The organism is Nocardiopsis sp. NPDC058631 (assembly GCF_042716955.1).
Lineage (GTDB): Bacteria > Actinomycetota > Actinomycetes > Streptosporangiales > Streptosporangiaceae > Nocardiopsis.
Window position 1 is genome coordinate 1 of the sequence record NZ_JBHXQY010000080.1, and the last position, 19,352, is coordinate 19,352.

A 19,352-nucleotide genomic window follows, 5' to 3' on the forward strand; every position below is an offset into this window, starting at 1 on the left:
CCCTCGCCCTGGGCTACTTCGGCCAGTAGAAGACGTCCGAGGTCGCCGATGTGATGGACGCGTCGGTGTCGCCCTGCTGGATCAGCCGCACACGTACCCTGCGCCCCTTGGCCAGGTTGCCCTTCCACGAGTAGGTGAAGTGGCCGTTCCCCCCGACGTGCACCGGGCTGTCGACGGGCCGGTTGCGGGCGTACACCCACCCGCCCTCCCCGTCCGGCTCGTACTCGGTGGCGCGGATGCGCACCTCCGCCCCGCCGGACAGGCCGGCGATGGTCACCCCGACGGAGAAGTCGTAGAGGGCTCCGGCCTTCTCGTTGACGCCGACGAGGCTGTAGAGGCTGCCGGTGGCCTCGCCTCCGTGGTCGGCGTCCACCACGGACGTGAACTCCAGCGACGTCCACTCGGCGGGCTTGAGGGTCTGGGGGCGGTCCTTCTCGAACCGGCGGTGTCGGGGCATGTCGTCTTCCTTCTCGGCCTGGGCGGGGAGCCGGGCGGTTTCGCGGACGTGCCGTCCTCCACGGACGCGCGGGCCTTCCCCCCGGGGCAGGGGGCGGGAAGGGAGTCGCGGTGGCCGAGCGCCCAGCCGGAGCGGGAGGGGCCGGGGCCCCTGAGCCGTCGGCGGGGTTCTCGAACGGCGCTGATCTGCTCGGAGGTGAGGGAGGGAAGGGGCCCTTCCGGCCAGGTGGCCGGGGGCGCGGAGCGGTGGGAGGTACCCGCCGGGCCGGGCGGCCCGGGTGCGGCACGCACCACCGCCCTACGGAAAGTACCCGCGTGAGCACGAAGCGAACACACGTGGGCCCGGTCCCGTCATTTCCGGTCCCGGGCCCGTACCGCCGCCCTGCCTCCCCGCTCCCGCCGACAGTGCGCGCGTCGCGCCTGCCCGGGGCCCGGCCGGACCCCGCCCCCGGGGCCGTACCGCCCCGCCCCGGGGCCTCGCCGGTTCAGCCGAAGGGGACCGCCGGAGCCGCGGGCACGTCCACCCGCAGGGCGAACACCGCACCGTCGGCGGGGCCCGGGTCGGTGAGCCCCACGGTGGCCGAGGTGATCAGGAGCGTGGGCTCGTGGTCGCCGACCACGCACACGCTGGTGGGCTGCGCGGCGGGCACCCGCACCACCCGGACCAGCGTCCCGTCGGGCGCGTAGCGGTGCACGCGCCCCGCACCCCAGACCGCGACCCACAGGTGGCCCTCGGCGTCGACCTGCATGCCGTCCGGGCTGCCCCCGTCGACGCGGGCCAGCACGGCCGCCTCCCCCGGCCTGCCCTCGGCGTCCAGTGCGTAGGCGTCGATGCGCCCCTCGGCGCTGTCGGCCAGGTACATGCGGGAGCCGTCGGGGGTGAAGGCGGGCCCGTTGGGAACGGTGTAGCCGTCCAGGACACGGGTGACCCCTCCGCCGGGGTCGGCCCGGTAGAGCGACCCGGCACCGCGGGTGCCGTCGTAGGCCATCGACCCGGCCCAGAACCGGCCCCGGGGGTCGCAGCAGCCGTCGTTCATGCGCATCGGTGTGGCGGCGCCGTCCTCGGGGCGGCCCAGCCACTCCAGGGCTGCGGTCCCGCCCCCGGTCCCCGTCAGCAGGGCCACACCGGTGCCCGCGGCGGCCACGAGCGCACCGTCCCGGTGCCGCACGGGGGCGACCGCTCCCAGGGGGACGTCGAGGGAGGCCAGTTCGTCGGCCGGGCCCGGCCCGCCGGGGTCCAGTCTGAGCAGGCGGCCCCGGAGGATGTCCACCATGAGCAGGTCGCCGCCGACCCAGCGCGCCCCCTCGCCGAGCTCGAAGCGGTCCTCGCTCCAGATCCTGATCGCCGGTTCCATCGGCACTCCTACCATTCCGCGAATGATCCGTCGTCGTGACTCCACACCGGCGGGCGCCACCGGTGCCCCACACGGTCCGCGCGGCGCACGGCGTCCTCGTCCACCTCCACGCCGAGCCCGGGGGCGTCCGTACGGTGGATGTTCCCGTCGGGGAAGGCGAACACCCCTGGGTCCACGACGTAGTCGAGCAGTTCGGCGTCCTTGTTGTAGTGGATGCCGATGCTCTGTTCCTGGATGAGGAAGTTGGGGGTGGCGAAGGCGATCTGGAGGCTCGCGGCCAGGGCGACCGGGCCCAGTGGGCAGTGCGGCGCCAGCACCGCGTCGAAGGTCTCGGCCAGCGAGGCGATGCGCCGCACCTCGGAGATGCCCCCGGCGTGGGACAGGTCCGGTTGGGCCACCGCGATCCCGGCCTGGAGCGCGGGCAGGAAGTCGGTGCGCCCGTACAGGCGCTCACCCGTGGCGATCGGCACGGGGCTGCACCGGACGATGTCCGGGAGCAGGTGCCCGTACTCGGGAAGGAGCGGCTCCTCCGCGAACATGGGGCGCAGCGGCTCCAACAGCGGCAGCACCCTGCGGGCCGTGGCGGCGTTGAACCGGCCGTGGAAGTCGACGGCCACGTCGCGGTCGGGGCCCAGGACCTCGCGCACCTGGGCCAGGCGGTCCACGATCGCGTCGATCTCGCGCACGGTGGCGGAGCGGCCCATGACACCGGAGGCGTTCATCTTCACGGCGGTGAGCCCGGACTCCACCCGCGCGGAGACCGCGTCGGCCAGCTCCGCCGGGTCGTCGCCCCCGACCCAGCCGTACACGCGCACCCGGTCGCGGACCGGGCCGCCCAGGAGCTGGTGGACGGGGACCCCGAGGCGTTTGCCCGCGATGTCCCACAGGGCCTGGTCGAGTCCGGCGACGGCGCTGGAGAGCACGGGGCCGCCGCGGTAGAACGCGGCCTTGGTCAGGCGCTGCCAGTGGTGCTCGACGGGGGTGGGGTCCTCCCCCAGTAGCAGGTCGGACAGCTCCCCGACGGCGGCCCGCACGGTCTCGGCGCGCCCCTCCACCACCGGCTCGCCCCAGCCCACGATCCCGTCGTCGGTCTCGACGCGGCACAGCAGCCACCGGGGCGGGACGAGGAACGTCTCGATGCGGGTGATCCTCACTGCGGTTTCTCCAGATCGTCGTCGTGTGCGCCTTCCGCGGTGGCGCGGAGGAGGTCCTCCCTGGCCTGGTCGAGCAGGGTGCGCATGGCGTTCTCGGCCGCGACCGGGTCCCCCGCCGCGACCGCCTCGGTGACGGCGGCGTGGCTGGGCACCGGGTCCTTGTGGGCCCCTCCGTGCACCAGGCGGTCCCGCTCGGAGAGCCCGGCCGCGAAGAAGACGTCCGTGCGGGTGTACAGCTCGTTGCGGGTGGCGGAGAGCAGGGCCCGGTGCCAGCGCAGGTCGGCCTCGGCCGCGGCCTCGGGGGTGGCCTCGCCGGACTCGGCCATCTCCGCCACGGCCGCGCGCAGCGCCGTGACGTCGTCGGCGGTGCAGCGCAGGGCCGCCAGGCGGGCGGCGGCCGGTTCGAGGGCCTCGCGCAGCTCGGCCAGGTTCCGGAAGAACACGTCCCCGGCGCCCGCCGCTATCTGCCACCTGACCACGTCGGGGTCGAGCAGGTTCCAGTCACCGCGCGGGCGCACGAACGTGCCCTTGCGCTGCCGGGAGCCGACCAGGCCCTTGGCGGCCAGGACCTTGATCGCCTCGCGGATCGCGGTGAGGCTGAGGTCGAGTTCGTCGCTGAGGACGGCCAGGTCGATCGTCTCGCCCTCGGCGATCCGGCCGGAGAGCACGCGCTCCCCCAGCAACCGCACGGTCTGGCCGTGCACTCCGCGCCCCGAGTAGGCCGCCATCAGTCCCTCCCCTTCCGGTGCGTCACGACGACGCCTTGTAGATACTCCACCCTCCGTCGACCGGCAGGCTCACCCCGGTGACGTAGGAGGCCTCCGCGGAGGCCAGGAAGGAGATGGCGGCGGCGACCTCCGCGGGGTCGCCGAAGCGCCGGGCCGCGGTCTGGGCGACGCTGTCGCGGCGGTCCTCCTCGGGCACCTCGTCCCAGGCGGAGGTGAGGATGGGGCCCGGCAGGACGCAGTTCACGCGCACGCTCGGGCCGTACTCGACGGCGAGCTGCCGGGTCAGGGCGGTGAGGCCGCCCTTGGTGGTGGCGTAGGCGGGGCGCCCGGGGAGCCCGAACCAGGCGTGCACGGACGACGTGAGGACGACGCTCCCCCGCTGGGCGGTGAGGTCGTCCAGGCAGGCGCGCACCCCCAGGAACGCGCCGGTGAGGTTGACCGACAGCTGACGCTCCCAGGAGGCGAGCGTGGTCTCGTGGGCCGGGGCCACCTCGACGGTGTAGGCGTTGGACACCAAGGCCCCCACCGGGCCGAACCCGGTGCGGGCCGCGTCCACCAGGCGCGCCCAGTCGTCCTCGTCGGACACGTCGGCGCGGACCGCGAGGGCCCGGCCCCCGTCCGCGCGCACGCGCTCGGCCGCCTCCTCCACCCGGGGGGAGAGGTCGGCCAGCACCACCGAGGCGCCCTCGGCGGCCAGGCGGCGGGCGGTGGCCTCGCCGATGCCCCGGGCCGCGCCGGTGACCACGGCGGTGACCCCCTCGTGCCTGCTGTCTGTCATGTCACTCCTGGTCAGGGTGGTGTTCGTGTGTGCGTGTGCGGTCGGCGACGGCGGGTGTGCCGGGCCCGGGGGCGGGTGCCGTGCCGGTGTGCGGGCGCGGCGGTGGGCCCCCGTCGGGTGTTCCCTCCCGCAGGGCCGTGAAGACCGCGCGGGGCCACGGGTCCCCGCCCTGCGCGGACCCCGTGCCGGGCGGCTGCGCCCAGTAGCCCCGGGGGTCCACGCCGATGACGGGGCCGGTGGTCGTGCCGAAGCCGAACTCGACGGTGAGGGCGGTGCTCCCGCCCGGGGCGAGCGCGGTGAGCGGGCCCAGCGCCTCGCACTCGACGACCCTGTCGACGGGCCGCAGCCCGCCCAGGTGCTCCAGGGGGTGTGCGACGGGGTACTCCAGCCACACCTGGACCCGTGATCCCCCGTCGGGGTAGGCGGCGCCCTCGTCCACGGCGAAGCGCTGGGTGAGGGTGCCGGCCGCGCCCACGTGGGCCAGCCAGCCCGAGGCCGTGGGGAACCCGACCTTGCCGACGACGTCCTGTGCGGGTACGCGCACCACCGAGGGCGTGTGCGCGGCGGTCGCGGGGTTGGCGTCGCCCGCGACCAGGGGCACGGTGTGCGGGCCGGTGCCGCTCACGCCGACGTAGACCCCGTGGCCGTCCGCGTCCGCGCTCCCGCCGTTCCCGGCGCCCTCCTGGATCGGCCGCGCCGCACGGCCGGGGGCGTGCCGGTCCGTGCCGTGCCCGCCCTCGATCTGCGTGACGTTCCACAGGGCCCACTCGCGCGGGACGCCGGAGGTGTTGACCGCCTCCAGGTCCAGCCGGTAGCCGGAGGCGCCCGGTTCGAGGGTCAGGCGGCGGACCAGGCGGAGCCCGGAGCGCGGGTCGTCGGCGCTGGTCATGGTGAGGGTGGCGGAGCCGTCGCCGGCCGTGGCGGTCTTTGCGGCGTAGGCCCCCGAGTCCAGGACCGGGTCGGGCGGCCCCGCCCACTGGTCGGGGCCGTCCCACCCCTGGGGCGCGGGCCACGTCTTGTCGCCGCCCACGTTGTGCCAGGCGCTCATCGGACCGCCGACAGGGCCGAGCACGACGCCCGCGACCGGCTGGAGGTCCTCCCCCAGCAGGCGCGGGTTGCGGTACAGGTGCTCACGTCCCAGGTGGCGGACGGAGAGGACGCGCCCGCCGAGCGCGGGGGCGGCGGTCACCCGCAGCACCCCGTTGTCCAAGGCCACGAGTTCGTGCGCCCCGGAGGTGTCGCGTTCGACCGTGACCGCGCCGGTCACAGGTCGTCCCCGTCGACCAGAACGACCTTGCCCCGGCTGCCGCCTGCGGCGAGCCGGTAGGCGTCGTCGGCGTCGGTGAGCGCGAAGCGGTCGGACACCACGCGCTCGGGGCTCAGGCCCCACCGCACCAGGTTCCGCGACAGCTCCGCCATGGCGGGCAGGGAGGTCACCCAGGACGCGTACAGGGTGAGCTGCTTGTGCAGGAGGGTGTCGGACACCTCCGTCTCCAGGGTCCCGCCCTCGCCCACCAGGGACACACGGCCCCACTCCGCGGCGTTCTCCAGCGCCAGGGAGCGGCCGGGACGCGACCCCGAGCAGTCGATGACGGTGGCCGCGCCGCGTCCCCCGGTGACCCGGCCGACCGTCCGGGCGGCCTCCTCCGGAGAGGCCAGGGCGTCGAAGACGCCGAGGGTGCCGGCCCAGTCGCGGCGCACCTGGGAGGGTTCGACGCCGATGACGCGGGCGGCGCCCATGCCGCGGCCGATCATGCCCGCGGCCAGGCCGACGGGCCCCAGGCCCACGACGAGCAGGTCGCCGTCGCCGTTGACCGCGATCCGGCGCAGCCCCTCGTAGGCGGTGCCGAACCCGCAGGCGATGAGGGCGCCGTCCACGAAGGACAGCTCGTCGGGCAGGGGCACGCAGGTGGACTCGTCGGCGAGCAGGTACCGGGCGTGGCCGCCGTCGCGCTGCCACCCGTAGGCGGCGCGGGAGGAGTCGGTGCAGCTGATCATGAACCCGCGACGGCAGTTGTCGCAGAGCCCGCAGCCGGCGATGTGGTAGACGATGACCCGGTCCCCGGCCCCGAAGCGGCGGCACCCGGGCCCGGCCTGCACGACGGTGCCGGACGGCTCGTGGCCGGCGACGACGCCGCGGTAGGCGGGTCCGTCGACGCCCCGGTGGGTCTTGTGCTCGTGGTAGATGAACCCGATGTCGCTGCCGCAGATGCCGGACGCCCCGACCCGGAGCAGGACCTGCCCGGGGCCGGGTTCGGGCACGGGCAGGGTGTCGACGACGGCGGTGGAGTCGCCGGGCAGGCGGACCCCGGGCATGGTGGCCGGGAGCGGGGCTGTGGTCGCGTTCATGGGTGTCCCCCGTTTCTTCGTGCGGACGGCGTGCGGCCGGGGCGGTCGTGGCGGACCGCCCCGGCTCGGGTCCGGGCGCCTGCGGGACCCGCGGGTCCCGCAGGCGCGTCGGCTAGGCCGGCTAGGTGAGCCGGTGGGCGGACTCGCGCCTGCTGATGATGACGTTGACGAGGACGGCCGCCACGATGATGAGGCCGCGCACCACGTCCTGGAAGAACGAGTTGACGCCGAGCAGGACCAGCCCGTTGGCGATGACGGTGATGAAGACGACGCCGAGGAAGGTTCCGCCGAGGGAGCCCCGGCCGCCCGCCAGGGCGGTCCCGCCGATGACGACGGCGGCGATGACGTCGAACTCCAGCCCGGCGGCGGCGCCGCCGTTGCCGGAGCCCAGGCGGGCGGCCATGAGCACGCCCGTGATCGCGGCGAGCAGCCCGGTGGTGGCGAACAGCACGATGCGCACCCGGGAGACGTTGATCCCGGCGAGGCGGGCCGCGGCGGCGTTGCCGCCGGTGGCGAACACGGAGCGGCCGTAGGCCGTGTACCGGGAGACGTAGGCGAAGACCGCGAACAGGACCAGCATGACCAGTGCGGCGGTCGGCACGCCCAGGACGGACCCGCCCAGGACGTCGAACACGGCGCTCTCGGGCAGCGGGACGGGCAGGGCGTCGGTCATGTAGAGGGCGAGCCCTCCCAGGACGCTCCACAGTCCGAGCGTGGTGATGAACGAGGGGACGTTGAACCGGGCGCGCAGCCATCCGGCCAGGGCACCCCAGAGCACGCCCATCACGAGGGTGAGGACGATCGCCCCGCCCACGCCGAGGTTCCACTCGGTGGCGCCCTTGGCGACGATGACGGACGCGAAGGCGACCGCCGGGCCGATGCTGATGTCGATCTCGCCGGCGACGATCACCAGGGTGACGCCCCAGGCGGCGATGCCGATCACCGCGGCGTTGCGCAGGAGGCCGAGCTGGTTGTCCAGGCTCAGGAACCCTGCCGCGGTGGAGCCGAGCACGACGTAGAGGAGGACGATGGCGGCCAGCAGGCCGATCTCGTTGAGACGGGGGCCGAATCGGCCGATGAGGTCGCCGCGGGCGGAGACCGCCTCGCCGGTGACCTGGGTGGTGGTGGTCATAGCTTCCTCGCCGTTCACGCCGCCATCGCGGCGGCCATGATGTTGTCCAGGGTGATGTCGTCGCCGGTGAACTCGCCTTCGAGGCGTCCGCCGCGCAGGGCGAGCACGCGGTCGCACACGAGGGGGAGCTCCTCCAGTTCGCTGGAGACGAAGACGACGGCCGCGCCCTTCGCGGCCAGTTCGCGCACGATGCGGTAGATCTGGGCCTTGGCCTCCACGTCCACGCCCCGCGTGGGCTCGTCCAGGAGCAGGATGCGGCTTCCGGCGTGCAGCCAGCGGCCGATGACGGCCTTTTGCTGGTTGCCGCCGCTGAGGTTGACGATGGGGGTGTCGGGGCGGGCGGCCTTGATGGAGAGGCGCTCGATGAGTTCGCTGCCCAGGGCCGACACCCGGGAGGGCAGGACGGTCCCTGCCCTGGAGGCGCCGCCGAACCAGGTCATCACCATGTTCTCGGAGACGCCGAGGAGCGGGACGACGCCCTCGCCCTTGCGGTCCTCGGGGGTGATGCCGACGCCGAGCCGCTTCATGGTGCGGGGCGTGGGCCTGGCGACGGTCGCGCCCTCGACCTCGACGGTGCCGGTGGCGGGGGTGAAGCCCGCCAGGGCGCGCAGGATCTCGGTGCGCCCCGACCCCATGAGTCCCGCCAGGCCCAGGACCTCGCCCGGGTGGACGTCGAAGGAGACGTCGCCGACCTTGGGCGGGACGGCCAGTCCGCGCACGGACAGCAGCGGGGTGCCGGAGCGGTCGACCCGGCTGTGGGGCCTGTCCTGCTCCTGTTCGTCGTGGCCGAGCATGAGGGAGACGATGCGGGCGGTGGTGGCGCCCCGCACGGGGACGGTCTCCACGACGGCCCCGTCGCGCATGACCGTGACGGTGTCGGCGACGCGGCGGATCTCGTCCAGGCGGTGGCTGACGTAGATGACGCCGACGCCGCTCCCGGCGACGCGGGTGACCGCCTCCAGGACGATGTCGGCCTCGCCGGCGGCCAGGGCGCTGGTCGGCTCGTCCAGGATGAGCAGGCGGGGGCGCGAGCGCAGGGCGCGGGCGATCTCCACGAGCTGCTGCTGGGCGAGGGGCAGGTCCCCTGCCGCCGCCGCGGGGTCGATGTCGACTCCGAGTTCGGCGAAGGCCCGGCGGGCCCCGGCCCTGATGGCGGCGTGGTCGACGCGCCCGGAGGTGGTGGGCCACGCCCCGAGGTAGAGGTTCTCGGCCGCGGACAGCTGCGGGACCAGGCTGAGTTCCTGGTAGACGGTGCCGACGCCGAGCGCGGTGGCGCGGCGGACGCCGCCCTCACCGAGGGGCTGCCCGTCGATCTCGACCTCGCCCTCGTCCGGGGTCTCCACCCCGGAGAGGACGCGGATGAGGGTGGATTTTCCGGCTCCGTTGCGGCCGAGCAGCGCGCGGACCTCTCCGGCGCGGACCTCGAAGTCGGCGCCGACCAGGGCCCGGACCCCGGGGTAGGCCTTGCTCGCTGCCCGGGTGCGGGCCACGACCGCCGCGTCGGCGGCCACCGCGGGGGTGACGCTCATGGGTGCTCCACTGGTGGGAGGGGTGGGATGGCTGGGGTGGGGGCTGCCGGTCACGGGATGCCGTCCGGGTGCTCCTCCAGCCACTGGGCGCCGTCCTCCGGCGTGGTGTAGAGGTCGATGGGCGCGTTGGTGACGAACTCGTCGCCCTCCTCGCCCGCGATGATGTCCTCGACCGTCTCCCCGGCCATGCGGCCGACCGCGATGCCGGAGATGTCGACGTTGGCCTTGAGGACGGTGTGGTCGGACAGGGCGCGGGCGGCGTCGGTGGACATGTCGCTGCCGAAGACGACGACGTCGCCCGTGCGGCCGCTGCTGCGCACGGCCCGGACCGCGCCCATGGTGGCGCCGCCCGCCTCGCCGTAGAAGGCGTCGAGGTCGGGGTGGGCGGTCAGGACCCGCTCGCCCACGTCGACGGCCTCGTCGATGGTGGCGCCCTGCTGGTTGGCGACGATCTCCGCGTCCGGGAGCCGGTCGAAGAGTGCCTCCTCGAAGCCCTCGCGCCGCTGGACGCACACCTCGACGAACTCGCAGTTGAGGACGGCGATCCTGGGGTCGTCGACCTCCTCGGCCTCGAAGTGCTCCGCGGCGGCCTCGCCGAGCAGGCGGCCGAACTCGTGCGGGTCCCCGAGGATGTAGGAGGTGACGTACTCCCTGGCGGCCCCGTCCTCGATGCAGGTGTTGTAGCAGACCACGGGGATGCCGCTCTCGTGGGCCAGGCGCAGGGCGGGGATCGAGGCGGTGGCCGAGACCGGCGACAGGACGAGGGCGTCGACTCCCGCGGAGGCGGCGACGTCCACGAAGGTGCTCTCCTCGGAGGCGTCGCCGCGGGCGTTGAGTTCGAGGAGCTGGAGTTCGCGCCCGGACTCGTCGGCGTGGTCCTGCATGCCCTGGCGGACTCCGGCGTAGTAGCCCTGGGCGTCCATGTAGACGACGCCGATGCGGCCGTCCTCGCCGAGTCTTCCTCCGGCGCACCCTGCGAGCGTCACCGCGCACACGGCTACCGCGAGTACGGCGAGCGCGCGTCCGCGGAAGCGCCGCGGTCGTCTCTCCATGGGGGACCTCCCTGTGTGGCGGCGTCCGCTCTCACCTGCGCGGACACCTGTGTGGCTGGTTGAGAGCATGCCACCGTGACGCAGGTAACGTCAATAATAAATACTAATTAATTATTTTTTCCGGAGGTGGACGCCACTCCGGGAGGGACCCGGCAACGGAACCCGGCGGTCGCGGACCCCGCGACCCGGCCGCACCCGGGGGCACTCCGATCCACGGCCTTTCACGTAGGGTGACCGAGTCACTACTTGGCGATGGCATGTCACCACACGCACGGGGGACGAGACCAGATGACACACGACTTTCCCGACGACCGCGGCGAGGAGCCCGGGTCCTTCGACGAGTTCCTGGCCCGGTTCCTCGGGGCGCGGGGGCCGGTCCGCCGCGTGGACCTGTCCAAGCTGATGAGTGCCGACGCCCAGCAGGTGGCCGACGCCGCGGTGCGCCGCGCACTGGAATCAGGTGGCGCCGACGTGGACACGGTCCACCTGCTGTGGGCCCTGCTGCACTACCAGCCCACCCGCGAGCTGGTGGGACGCACCGACGCCAACCCCGACCAGCTCACGGAGGTGATCGACCAGGCGGTGGCGCAGGCTCCCCGGACGGTGCGCGGATCGGTCCGGCTCACCCCCGCGGCCAAGCGCGCCCTCCTGGACGCCCTCCAGATCGCGCGCGCCACCGGCAGTTCCAGCATCACGCCCGAACACCTGCTGTTCGCCCTGGCCGTCAACCCCGACAGCCCGGTGGGCCGGCTCATGCGCGACTCCGGGATCACCCCGCCCGCGCTCCAGAAGGCGGCCGGGCCCGTGCCCCCCGCGGAGCGGCACGAGGAGGAGCCCTCGTCCACGCCCACCCTGGACGAGTTCGGCACCGACATGACGGCCCTGGCGCGCGAGGGGCGCCTGGACCCGGTCGTGGGCCGCGACGACGAGGTCGAGCAGTGCATCGAAGTGCTCGCCCGGCGGCGCAAGAACAACCCGGTCCTCATCGGCGACCCGGGTGTGGGCAAGACGGCGATCGCCGAGGGGATCGCCCAGCGCATCTTCGACGACGACGTCCCCGAGACGCTGCGCGGGCGCCGCCTGGTCCAGCTCGACGTGGCCGGGATCGTGGCGGGCACCCGCTACCGGGGCGACTTCGAGGAGCGCCTGAGCGCGATCGTGGACGAGATCCGCGCCCAGGCCGACGAGCTCCTCATCTTCATCGACGAGATCCACACGATCGTGGGGGCCGGCGGGGCCGAGGGGTCGATGAGTGCCGGGAACATGCTCAAGCCCGCGCTGGCCCGCGGCGAGCTGCACGTCATCGGCGCGACCACGGTGGACGAGTACCGCAAGAACATCGAGAAGGACGCCGCCCTCGAACGCCGGTTCCAGCCCATCCAGGTGTCCGAACCGTCGGTGGAGGACACCGTGGAGATCCTGCGCGGGCTGCGCGACCGCTACGAGGCCCACCACCAGGTGCGGTTCAGCGACGAGGGCCTGGTCGCGGCGGCCGAGCTGTCGGACCGCTACGTCAGCGACAGGTTCCTGCCGGACAAGGCCATCGACCTGGTCGACCAGGCGGGCGCCCGGGTGCGGCTGCGGCTGCGGGGTTCCAGCTCCGGCCTGCGCGAGTTGGAGGACCGGATCAGGGAGCTGGAGGAGGAGAAGGAGAAGGCGGTCCAGGAGGAGGACTACGAGCGGGCGTCGGCGGTGCGCGACGAGATCGCCGCCGCACGGGGGTCCGTCCACCAGGCGCGCGGCACCGGCTCCGCGGTGCCGGAGGTGACCGGCGCCGACATCGCCGAGGTGGTCTCCCGCAGCACCGGCATCCCGGTCGCCCAGCTCACCCAGGAGGAGCGGGACCGGCTCGTCAACCTGGAGGAGGTGCTGCACACGCGGGTGATCGGCCAGGACGAGGCGGTCACGGCGGTCTCCGAGGCGATCCGCCGCTCCCGGGCGGGGCTGGGCGACCCCGACCGGCCGGTGGGCAGCTTCCTGTTCCTGGGGCCGACCGGTGTGGGCAAGACGGAGCTGGCGCGGGCGCTGGCCGAGGCCCTGTTCGGGTCGGAGGAGGCCATGGTGCGCGTCGACATGAGCGAGTTCCAGGAGCGGCACACCACCAGCCGCCTCACCGGCGCCCCTCCGGGGTTCGTCGGCTACGAGGAGGCGGGCCAGCTCACCGAGGCGGTGCGCCGCAACCCGTACTCGGTGCTCCTGCTGGACGAGATCGAGAAGGCGCACCCGGACGTGTTCAACCTGCTGCTGCAGCTGTTGGACGACGGCCGGCTGACCGACGGCCAGGGGCGGACGGTGGACTTTCGCAACACGGTGGTCATCATGACCAGCAACCTGGGGTCGGAGGCGATCACCGGCGGCGGGCCGATGGGTTTCACGGCCGACGGCCAGATGGACCCCGACACCGAGCAGCGGGTGATGCGGCGGTTGCGCGAGGAGTTCCGGCCCGAGTTCGTCAACCGGATCGACGAGGTCATCGTCTTCCAGCAGCTGGCGAGCGAGGAGCTGGCCCAGATCACCCGGCTCATGCTGGAGCGCCTCGAACAGCGGCTGCGGGCGCAGGACATCACGGTGCGGTTCTCCGACGCGGCGGTGTCGTGGCTGGCCGAGCGCGGGTACGAGCCCGCCTACGGTGCCCGGCCGCTGGCGCGCACGATCCAGCGCACCGTCGGCAACCGCCTCTCGCGCATGGTGCTGGACCGGCAGATCGTCTCGGGCGACCAGGTGATCGTGGACGTGGGCGACGACGACGACCTGCGGATCTCCACCGTGCCCGCGTTCTGAGGGCGCCCCTCTCCGAGGCGGCCGGAGGCCGGGGGGCGGGGGCGGGGGCGGGCCGTGCCCCCGGCCTTTGGGAGAAGGGGTCCGGCGATGCGTCCGGGGCGCCCGCCGTGCGGCGGGCGTCCCGGTGCCGGAGGGGTGCCGCGCGCCCGGGGCGCGCGGCGGGGTCAGGCGGCGGTGCCGCTCTCCCGGATGCGGTCGCGGATCCACTCCCCCGCGGGCTTGAGCGAGTCGGTGCCGGTCCAGGGTCCCCCGGCGGCGCAGGTCCCGGTCTCGAAGACCGCGCCGGAGCGGAAGTCGTCGGAGAGGTTCCAGTTCACCCAGCTGATCTGCTCCTCCTCCATGAGGTCGAGGTAGGCCTGGGCCGACGCGAAGTCGTTGGGGCCGTCCCCGGTGGCCTGCTGGGTGCCGAACTCGGTGACGAACAGCGGGAGCTCCTGGGCGGCGGCGCGGAAGGCCTCGCGGTAGTAGTCGCCGTGGGAGGCCGCGTAGAAGTGGAAGACGTACATGATGTTGTCGGCGTCGACCGGGTCCGCGGTGATCTCGGTGTGGTCGGAGCCCTCCGACAGGCCCAGTGACGACCAGGCGCGGGTGCCGACCAGGACGACGGCGTCGGGCGACCCGGCGCGGACGACCGGGATGATCTCCTCGGCGTAGCTCCTGACCGCGTCCCAGGAGACCCCGTTGGGCTCGTTGGCGATCTCGTACAGGACGTTGTCCTTGTCGGCGTGGGCCGAGGCGATCTCGGAGAAGAAGGTGCGGGCGCGCTCGGTGTTGTGGTGGGGATCGCCGGGGGTGAGCATGTGCCAGTCGACGATGACGTACATGCCGCGTGCGGTGCCCTCCTCGATGAGCTCGTGGACCCGGTCGGTGAAGCCGCGCGGGTCGGTCTCGTAGCCGCCCTCCTGGATGTACATGGACACGCGCAGCACGTCGGCGTTCCAGTCCTGGGCGAGCGCGTCCAGCGATCCGTCGGTGAGGCAGTCGCCGTACCACTGGAGGCCGTGCGAGCTCATCCCGGTGAGCTGGACGGGGTCGCCGTTCCGGTCGCAGAGCTTGAGGCCGCAGACGGAGAGCTGCCCGTGGGTGTCCGCGGGGCCGGAGGCAGCCGCCTCCTGGGGGGCGGGCGCCGCCTCCTGTGCGGCGGCCGGGGCCGCGCCGACCGGTCCGCTCGCCCCGGTGAGGGCGACGAGGGCGAGGGCGAGTAGGAGCGCTCCCATGAGCGCGGCGCCGACGGGGGCCGGGCGTGTGGGGGCGGGGGGCGGGGGGTGGTGCGCCACGGGTTCCTCCAGCGGGTGGCGGCCCGGCGCGGCCCGGGGAGGAGGACGCACCGAACCGGAAGGAAGCTTTTCTTTTGTGGCAATCTAGGCTTCGGTCACAGAGCGGTCAATACCCCTTTACGGTACGAATTCGCACGATCCCCTCGCATTCCGCGCACCCCTCGCGTCTCCTCCCGCCCCGCGCCCGCACCCCGACCGGGCCCCCTGAACGCAGGAGGCCCCGTGGGGCGCACCGGCGACGGCGCGCTCCACGGGGCCCTCCCCTCGACCCCGGGTCCTTCGGGGCCCGGGGTCCTTCGGGGTCCTGCCTCAGGCGGGTTCGGGTTCGGGCTCCGGGCCGGGCGGCTCGGGGACGGGGGCCGGGCCCGGGGGCTCGGGAACCGGCTCCGGCGGGGACGGGGGGTCCGGCATCGGGGTCGGGGGGAAGGGGTCCGGCGGCATCGGCGGCATGGGGTCCGGGTAGCGCAGGGCCGGGTCCGGGGTCCCGTCTCGGGTACGGGCGTTCATGTCTCCTCCTCACTCGTCGATCTCTGGGATCACGGTGCGCGGGCGGGGCCCGCCCGCGCACCGGGCCTGTTCAGCCCCCGGCTCGGAGCCGGGGCAGGATCTCGTTCCGGTAGAACTCGAAGAAGCCCTCCTGGTCGTCGCCGACCTGGCAGACGTACACCTCGTCCACGCCGGACTCCAGGTACGGCCGGATCGCCGCCAGGTGGGCCTCCGGGTCCGGGCCGCAGGTCACCTGGTCCGCCACCATCTCCTCGGTGACCAGGCCCTCGGTGAGCTGCTGGAAGTGGCGCGGCAGGGGGAGGATCTGGGCCGCCTCCCCCTGCAAGGCCTCGTTGGGCCACCTCTCGTGGGCCAGGCGCCGCGCCCGCGCCTCGTCCCGGTCCCAGCAGACCTTGAGCCCGCCCTGGACGGGTTTGCCCGCGCCGCCCTCGGCGCGGAACCTCTCGACGGTCTCCGGGCTGGGGGCGACCTGGATCAGGCCGTCGGTCTCCCTGGCGGCCAGCGCGGTCGCCTTGGGCCCGAACGCGGACATGTAGATCTTCGGCGGCTCCTCGGGCAGCGTGTACAGGCGCGCGGTGTCCACGTCGTAGTACTCGCCCCGGTGGGTGACGAGCTTGCCCGTCCAGAGTTTGCGCATCACCTGGATGGCCTCCTCCAGCATGGCGATGCGCTGGGCGGCGGGCGGCCACGGCAGCCCGAGGATGTGCTCGTTGAGCGCCTCCCCCGTGCCGACCCCCAGCGTGAACCCTCCCCTGACCAGCGCCGCCGAGGTGGCGGCGGCGTGCGCGACCACCGCGGGGTGCATGCGCGTGGTCGGACAGGTCACCGCCGTGGTCACGGGCAGGGACGTGGCCTGGCCGATCGCGCCGACGACCGACCACACGAACGGGCTCTGCCCCTGGGCGTCCAGCCACGGATGGAAGTGGTCGGAGATCCACAGGGCGTCGAACCCGGCAGCCTCCGCCCCCTGCGCCTGGCGGACCAGGCTCGCGGGGCCGTGTTCCTCGCTGGCGAGAAAGTATCCGAAACGCGTCACGTCGCCATCCCCCGATCGCCGTTGCCGCCGGGGCCGGTGGTGGCCCCGGGGCGTCCGTGGTGCCGTGGTCGGTCCTCGTCCGCGCGGTGGGCCCGCGGTCGGCGGCCATGCGCGCCGGCCTCGGCACGCGCCGCCCGCGCGGGCCCGCCCCCCGGCGGGAAGCCCCCGGGCGCGGCCTGCCTCGCGGTCGCGGTGCGCATCACTCACCCCCGGCGGGCGCGGGGCTCCTGGTTGAGGCGGTCGCCCGCGTGTTCGTTGAGTGCGCCGACGGCGTCGACCAGCCGCCCCGCCGGGCTGCGGGACGCCTCGACCCCGTCCCGCTCCTCCACCTGGTCGGGCGCCGAGGGGAGCAGGCGCCCCACGGCACCCAGCCCCGCCTGGGTGAGCCCCGGGGCGATCCCGTGCACGGCGGTGCCGACCCGGGCCATGGGCGTGATCAGCAGGTGCCCGCGCCGCCGGGCCGCGGCGCGCACGATCTTGCGGGCAGCGCGCTCCACTCCCACCGAGAGCAGCGGCAGCCCCGCCAGGAACGCGAACCACACGTACTCGCGTTCGGGCGACCCCGTGAACGCGACCCCGCGGTGGGAGCCGGTGCGCATGAGCCCGGGGACGACCGTGGTGACGTGCACCCCGGTGCCCGCCGTCTCGGCGGACAGGCCCTCGGACAGGGCCCGCGCGGCGGCCTTGGCGCAGGAGTAGGGCAGAAGGTGCGGCACGGCCACCTCGCCGCCGATGGAGGTGATGTTGACGAGGGTTCCGGAGGTCGCGCGCAGGTGGTCCAGGGCCGCGCGTCCGACGTGGAACGGCGCCCAGAACATGATGTCCATGGCGGCCCGGAAGTGCTCCTCGGTGAGGACCTCCTGGGGGCCGATGCGCATGATCCCGGCGTTGTTGACCACGAAGTCCAGGCGCCCGAAGCGGGCGGCGGCCTCGGCGACCATGGCGCGGACCTGGTCGGGGTCCGCGACGTCGCAGGAGATGCCGTAGGCGGTGGCGCCCTTGCCGGTGAGTTCGGCGACGGCCCGGTCGAGGCTGTCGGTGCTGCGCCCGCACACGACCACGGACGCTCCCCCTGCGGCGAACTCCCTGGCCAGTTGGAGGCCGAGCCCGCGCGATCCGCCCACGACCAGCGCGACGCGTCCTCTCAGGCGGCCGGTGGTGCGGTGCCGGGACAGGGCTGCCGCGCCGACGCCCACGGCCGCTCCGGCGGCGGCCCACGGCAGTGCGCCCAGGAACTCGCCGCCCGCCGACCGGGGCTCGGGGTCGCGTCCCAGCCTCGTGGCCGCCCAGCGCGCACCGGCCAGGGCCAGCGGCGCCTTCCAGGCGATCACCGGGTGCTCCGGCCGCGGCCACCGGTTCGAAGGGTCGGGGGCGTGCTGCCTCGGACCGCCATGGCTCTCCCTGTGCTTCGGGGACGGGTCAGGGGGATGTGGGTGTACGGCTACCCGTTGTGCACCGCATGAAAACCGCAGGTGGAAATCCATGGGGGAACGCAGGCCCCCGATTGTGGCCGCACGACCGCTCCGACGGGGGCGGACACGGGCCCGTGGCGGGGCCCGCCCCCTCCGACCGCGCCCCGCTGCCACTGCCCCCGGACAGGTGGTCGCCCTTGGGCTGCGCGGGAAAGCGTTCCCCGCGCCGGCCGCCTCGTTCTCGCTCCAGGCGCCCGCCGTGTCGGTGATGCCCGCCGGGCCGGGCGGCACGGGGATGTCTGTGGTCAACACGGTCCTGGAGGCGCTGGAACCGGCCACCCGCGAGGCGCTGATGGTCCGGCTCCTGTGCGCCCTGCACTCCCCGCGCTCCGACGTCTGACCCGCCGGGCCTCAACGGCGCGCCCCCGGCAGGAGGAGGGCGAGCCCTCCGCCCGCCAGGGGCAGCACCGCCGCGACGGCGAGCGCCGCCGACGGCCCGATCTGTGCGGCGAGCGCCCCGACCAGCGCGGATCCCGCTCCGCCCACGACGAAGAACGTCAGATTGAGCAGACCCAGGCCGGCCCCCCGCTCCGCCGCCGGAAGCCTCTGAGCCATGAGGCCGGTGACCACGACCTGCACGACCGAGAACGCGGCGAACCCCAGGGACGCCCCGGCCACCGAGAGAGCGGCCCCGCCCCCGTCCCACCCGGCGAGCATCAGCACCGCGCCGAAGGCGACCGCCGTGCCCGCGGCCAGCGGCCTGCCGCCGCGCCCGGGGGCGAACCGTCCGGCCAGCCGTGACAGCACCGCCCCTGCCACGGCTCCCGGCAGAAGCCAGGTGCCCACGGCGAGGACGTCCCACCCGTGCCCGTCCACGAGTACCTGGGGCACCGCGTACATCGCGGCGAACAGGCCCGCGTAGACACCGCCGCCCGTGCCCGCCGCGACGAGGAAGCCCCGGTCGGTGACCAACCTCCGGGGCACGAACCCGTCGGGCACGCGCCGCACCCGCAGGACGACGGCGGTGCCAGCGGCCGCGCCCAGGACCGCGGTCGCGGCGACGGCCGGGGCCGGCAGCGCGAGCGCCGACGACTGGAGGAGTACGAGGAGGGCCGCGGCTGTCACCGCGAGGAGCCCGGCCCCGAGCGGGTCGGCGGACCTGCCCGAGCCCGGCCGGTTCGCCAGGCGCAGGCACAGGGGGGCGGCGAGCACCGACAACGCGGGCAGCACGAGGGTGATCCGCCAGGAGAGCAGGTCGGTGAGCACCCCCGCGGTGAGGGTGGCGCAGGCCGAGAAGACCGCCATCGCTGCGCCGAACGCCGCGAGGACCGTCGCGCGGTGCTCCGCCCGTACGCCCGCGACGAGCCCGAGCGCCGCGGCGGACATGGCCCCCGATCCGGCAGCCAGGACGAACCGGCCCGCGACGAGCACGACGAGCCCGGGGGCGGCCAGGCACAGGGCGGTCCCCGCGACGAGGAGCGCGGTCCCGGCGGCCAGGACGGCGCGCGCCCCCGCGGTGTCGGACAGGCGGCCGAACAGGGCGGTGCCGATGCCGAGCGCGAGGGCGTGCGCGGTGAGCACCCACACCGTGGAGGAGGGGGCCGCCCCCAGGTCGGCGCCGACGGCGGGCAGAGCGACCCCGGCGGCGGTGACGCCGAAGACGGCCGGTCCGAACAGGGCGCCGAGCCGGAGCCCGGTCGAGCGGGCCCCGGGCGCGGGGCGGGTCGGCAGGCCGGTGATCACGTGCGGCTCCTGGGGGTGGGAAGGACAGGGAAGGCGGTGGTCACGTACGACTCCTGCGGCCGG

The 19,352-nt window shown here is 74.5% G+C and carries 16 protein-coding genes; 1 reads left to right on the forward strand and 15 read right to left on the reverse strand.

Annotated features, from left to right (window positions below):
- Positions 1–13: 13 nt before the first annotated feature.
- The 10 genes from ACFWTE_RS22430 to ACFWTE_RS22475 form a co-directional block, all read right to left on the reverse strand.
- Positions 14–457: a hypothetical protein gene (locus tag ACFWTE_RS22430; RefSeq protein WP_378781707.1), complete on the reverse strand. Its 444-nt coding sequence runs from the start codon at positions 455–457 to the stop codon at positions 14–16.
- Positions 458–941: 484 nt separating this feature from the next.
- Positions 942–1,811, reverse strand: coding sequence for an SMP-30/gluconolactonase/LRE family protein (locus tag ACFWTE_RS22435; RefSeq protein WP_378781709.1), 870 nt, complete (start codon positions 1,809–1,811; stop codon positions 942–944).
- Positions 1,812–1,819: 8 nt separating this feature from the next.
- On the reverse strand, positions 1,820–2,965 hold the full coding sequence (gene dgoD / locus ACFWTE_RS22440; RefSeq protein WP_378781710.1) for a galactonate dehydratase: 1,146 nt from the start codon (positions 2,963–2,965) through the stop codon (positions 1,820–1,822).
- Positions 2,962–3,693, reverse strand: a complete 732-nt coding sequence (locus ACFWTE_RS22445) for a FadR/GntR family transcriptional regulator (RefSeq protein ID WP_378781711.1) — start codon at positions 3,691–3,693, stop codon at positions 2,962–2,964. The genes dgoD and ACFWTE_RS22445 overlap by 4 nt, the downstream gene beginning before the upstream one ends.
- 22 nt (positions 3,694–3,715) lie before the next feature.
- Entirely contained in the window at positions 3,716–4,471 is a 756-nt protein-coding gene (locus ACFWTE_RS22450) for an SDR family NAD(P)-dependent oxidoreductase (protein WP_378781712.1), read from the reverse strand.
- 1 nt (position 4,472) lies between these two features.
- The gene (locus ACFWTE_RS22455) at positions 4,473–5,738 is read right to left on the reverse strand and encodes a hypothetical protein (protein ID WP_378781713.1); all 1,266 of its coding nucleotides are present in this window, start codon (positions 5,736–5,738) and stop codon (positions 4,473–4,475) included.
- Positions 5,735–6,820: a zinc-binding dehydrogenase gene (locus ACFWTE_RS22460; protein ID WP_378781714.1), complete on the reverse strand. Its 1,086-nt coding sequence runs from the start codon at positions 6,818–6,820 to the stop codon at positions 5,735–5,737. Before ACFWTE_RS22460 ends, ACFWTE_RS22455 begins: the two co-directional genes overlap by 4 nt.
- 121 nt (positions 6,821–6,941) lie before the next feature.
- On the reverse strand, positions 6,942–7,952 hold the full coding sequence (locus ACFWTE_RS22465) for an ABC transporter permease (protein WP_378781716.1): 1,011 nt from the start codon (positions 7,950–7,952) through the stop codon (positions 6,942–6,944).
- A 14-nt stretch (positions 7,953–7,966) separates the two neighbouring features.
- The gene (locus ACFWTE_RS22470) at positions 7,967–9,481 is read right to left on the reverse strand and encodes a sugar ABC transporter ATP-binding protein (protein ID WP_378781718.1); all 1,515 of its coding nucleotides are present in this window, start codon (positions 9,479–9,481) and stop codon (positions 7,967–7,969) included.
- Positions 9,482–9,531: 50 nt separating this feature from the next.
- Positions 9,532–10,533 (reverse strand): substrate-binding domain-containing protein, encoded by a 1,002-nt coding sequence (locus ACFWTE_RS22475; protein ID WP_378781719.1) that lies wholly within the window; start codon positions 10,531–10,533, stop codon positions 9,532–9,534.
- A gap of 288 nt (positions 10,534–10,821) precedes the next feature.
- Between ACFWTE_RS22475 and ACFWTE_RS22480 the strand changes: the two genes are divergently transcribed.
- Positions 10,822–13,314: an ATP-dependent Clp protease ATP-binding subunit gene (locus ACFWTE_RS22480; protein ID WP_378781721.1), complete on the forward strand. Its 2,493-nt coding sequence runs from the start codon at positions 10,822–10,824 to the stop codon at positions 13,312–13,314.
- Positions 13,315–13,478: 164 nt separating this feature from the next.
- Here the strand turns inward: ACFWTE_RS22480 and ACFWTE_RS22485 are convergent, their stop codons facing one another.
- The 5 genes from ACFWTE_RS22485 to ACFWTE_RS22505 all read right to left on the reverse strand — a co-directional run bounded on the left by ACFWTE_RS22485 (position 13,479) and on the right by ACFWTE_RS22505 (position 19,289).
- Positions 13,479–14,531: a glycoside hydrolase family 5 protein gene (locus tag ACFWTE_RS22485; RefSeq protein WP_378781746.1), complete on the reverse strand. Its 1,053-nt coding sequence runs from the start codon at positions 14,529–14,531 to the stop codon at positions 13,479–13,481.
- A gap of 369 nt (positions 14,532–14,900) precedes the next feature.
- Entirely contained in the window at positions 14,901–15,098 is a 198-nt protein-coding gene (locus ACFWTE_RS22490; protein ID WP_378781722.1) for a hypothetical protein, read from the reverse strand.
- Positions 15,099–15,168: 70 nt separating this feature from the next.
- On the reverse strand, positions 15,169–16,134 hold the full coding sequence (locus ACFWTE_RS22495; protein ID WP_378781723.1) for a TIGR03557 family F420-dependent LLM class oxidoreductase: 966 nt from the start codon (positions 16,132–16,134) through the stop codon (positions 15,169–15,171).
- Between the two features lie 203 nt (positions 16,135–16,337).
- On the reverse strand, positions 16,338–17,465 hold the full coding sequence (locus ACFWTE_RS22500; protein WP_378781725.1) for an SDR family NAD(P)-dependent oxidoreductase: 1,128 nt from the start codon (positions 17,463–17,465) through the stop codon (positions 16,338–16,340).
- 492 nt (positions 17,466–17,957) lie between these two features.
- Positions 17,958–19,289, reverse strand: coding sequence for an MFS transporter (locus ACFWTE_RS22505; RefSeq protein ID WP_378781727.1), 1,332 nt, complete (start codon positions 19,287–19,289; stop codon positions 17,958–17,960).
- Positions 19,290–19,352 lie beyond the last annotated feature (63 nt).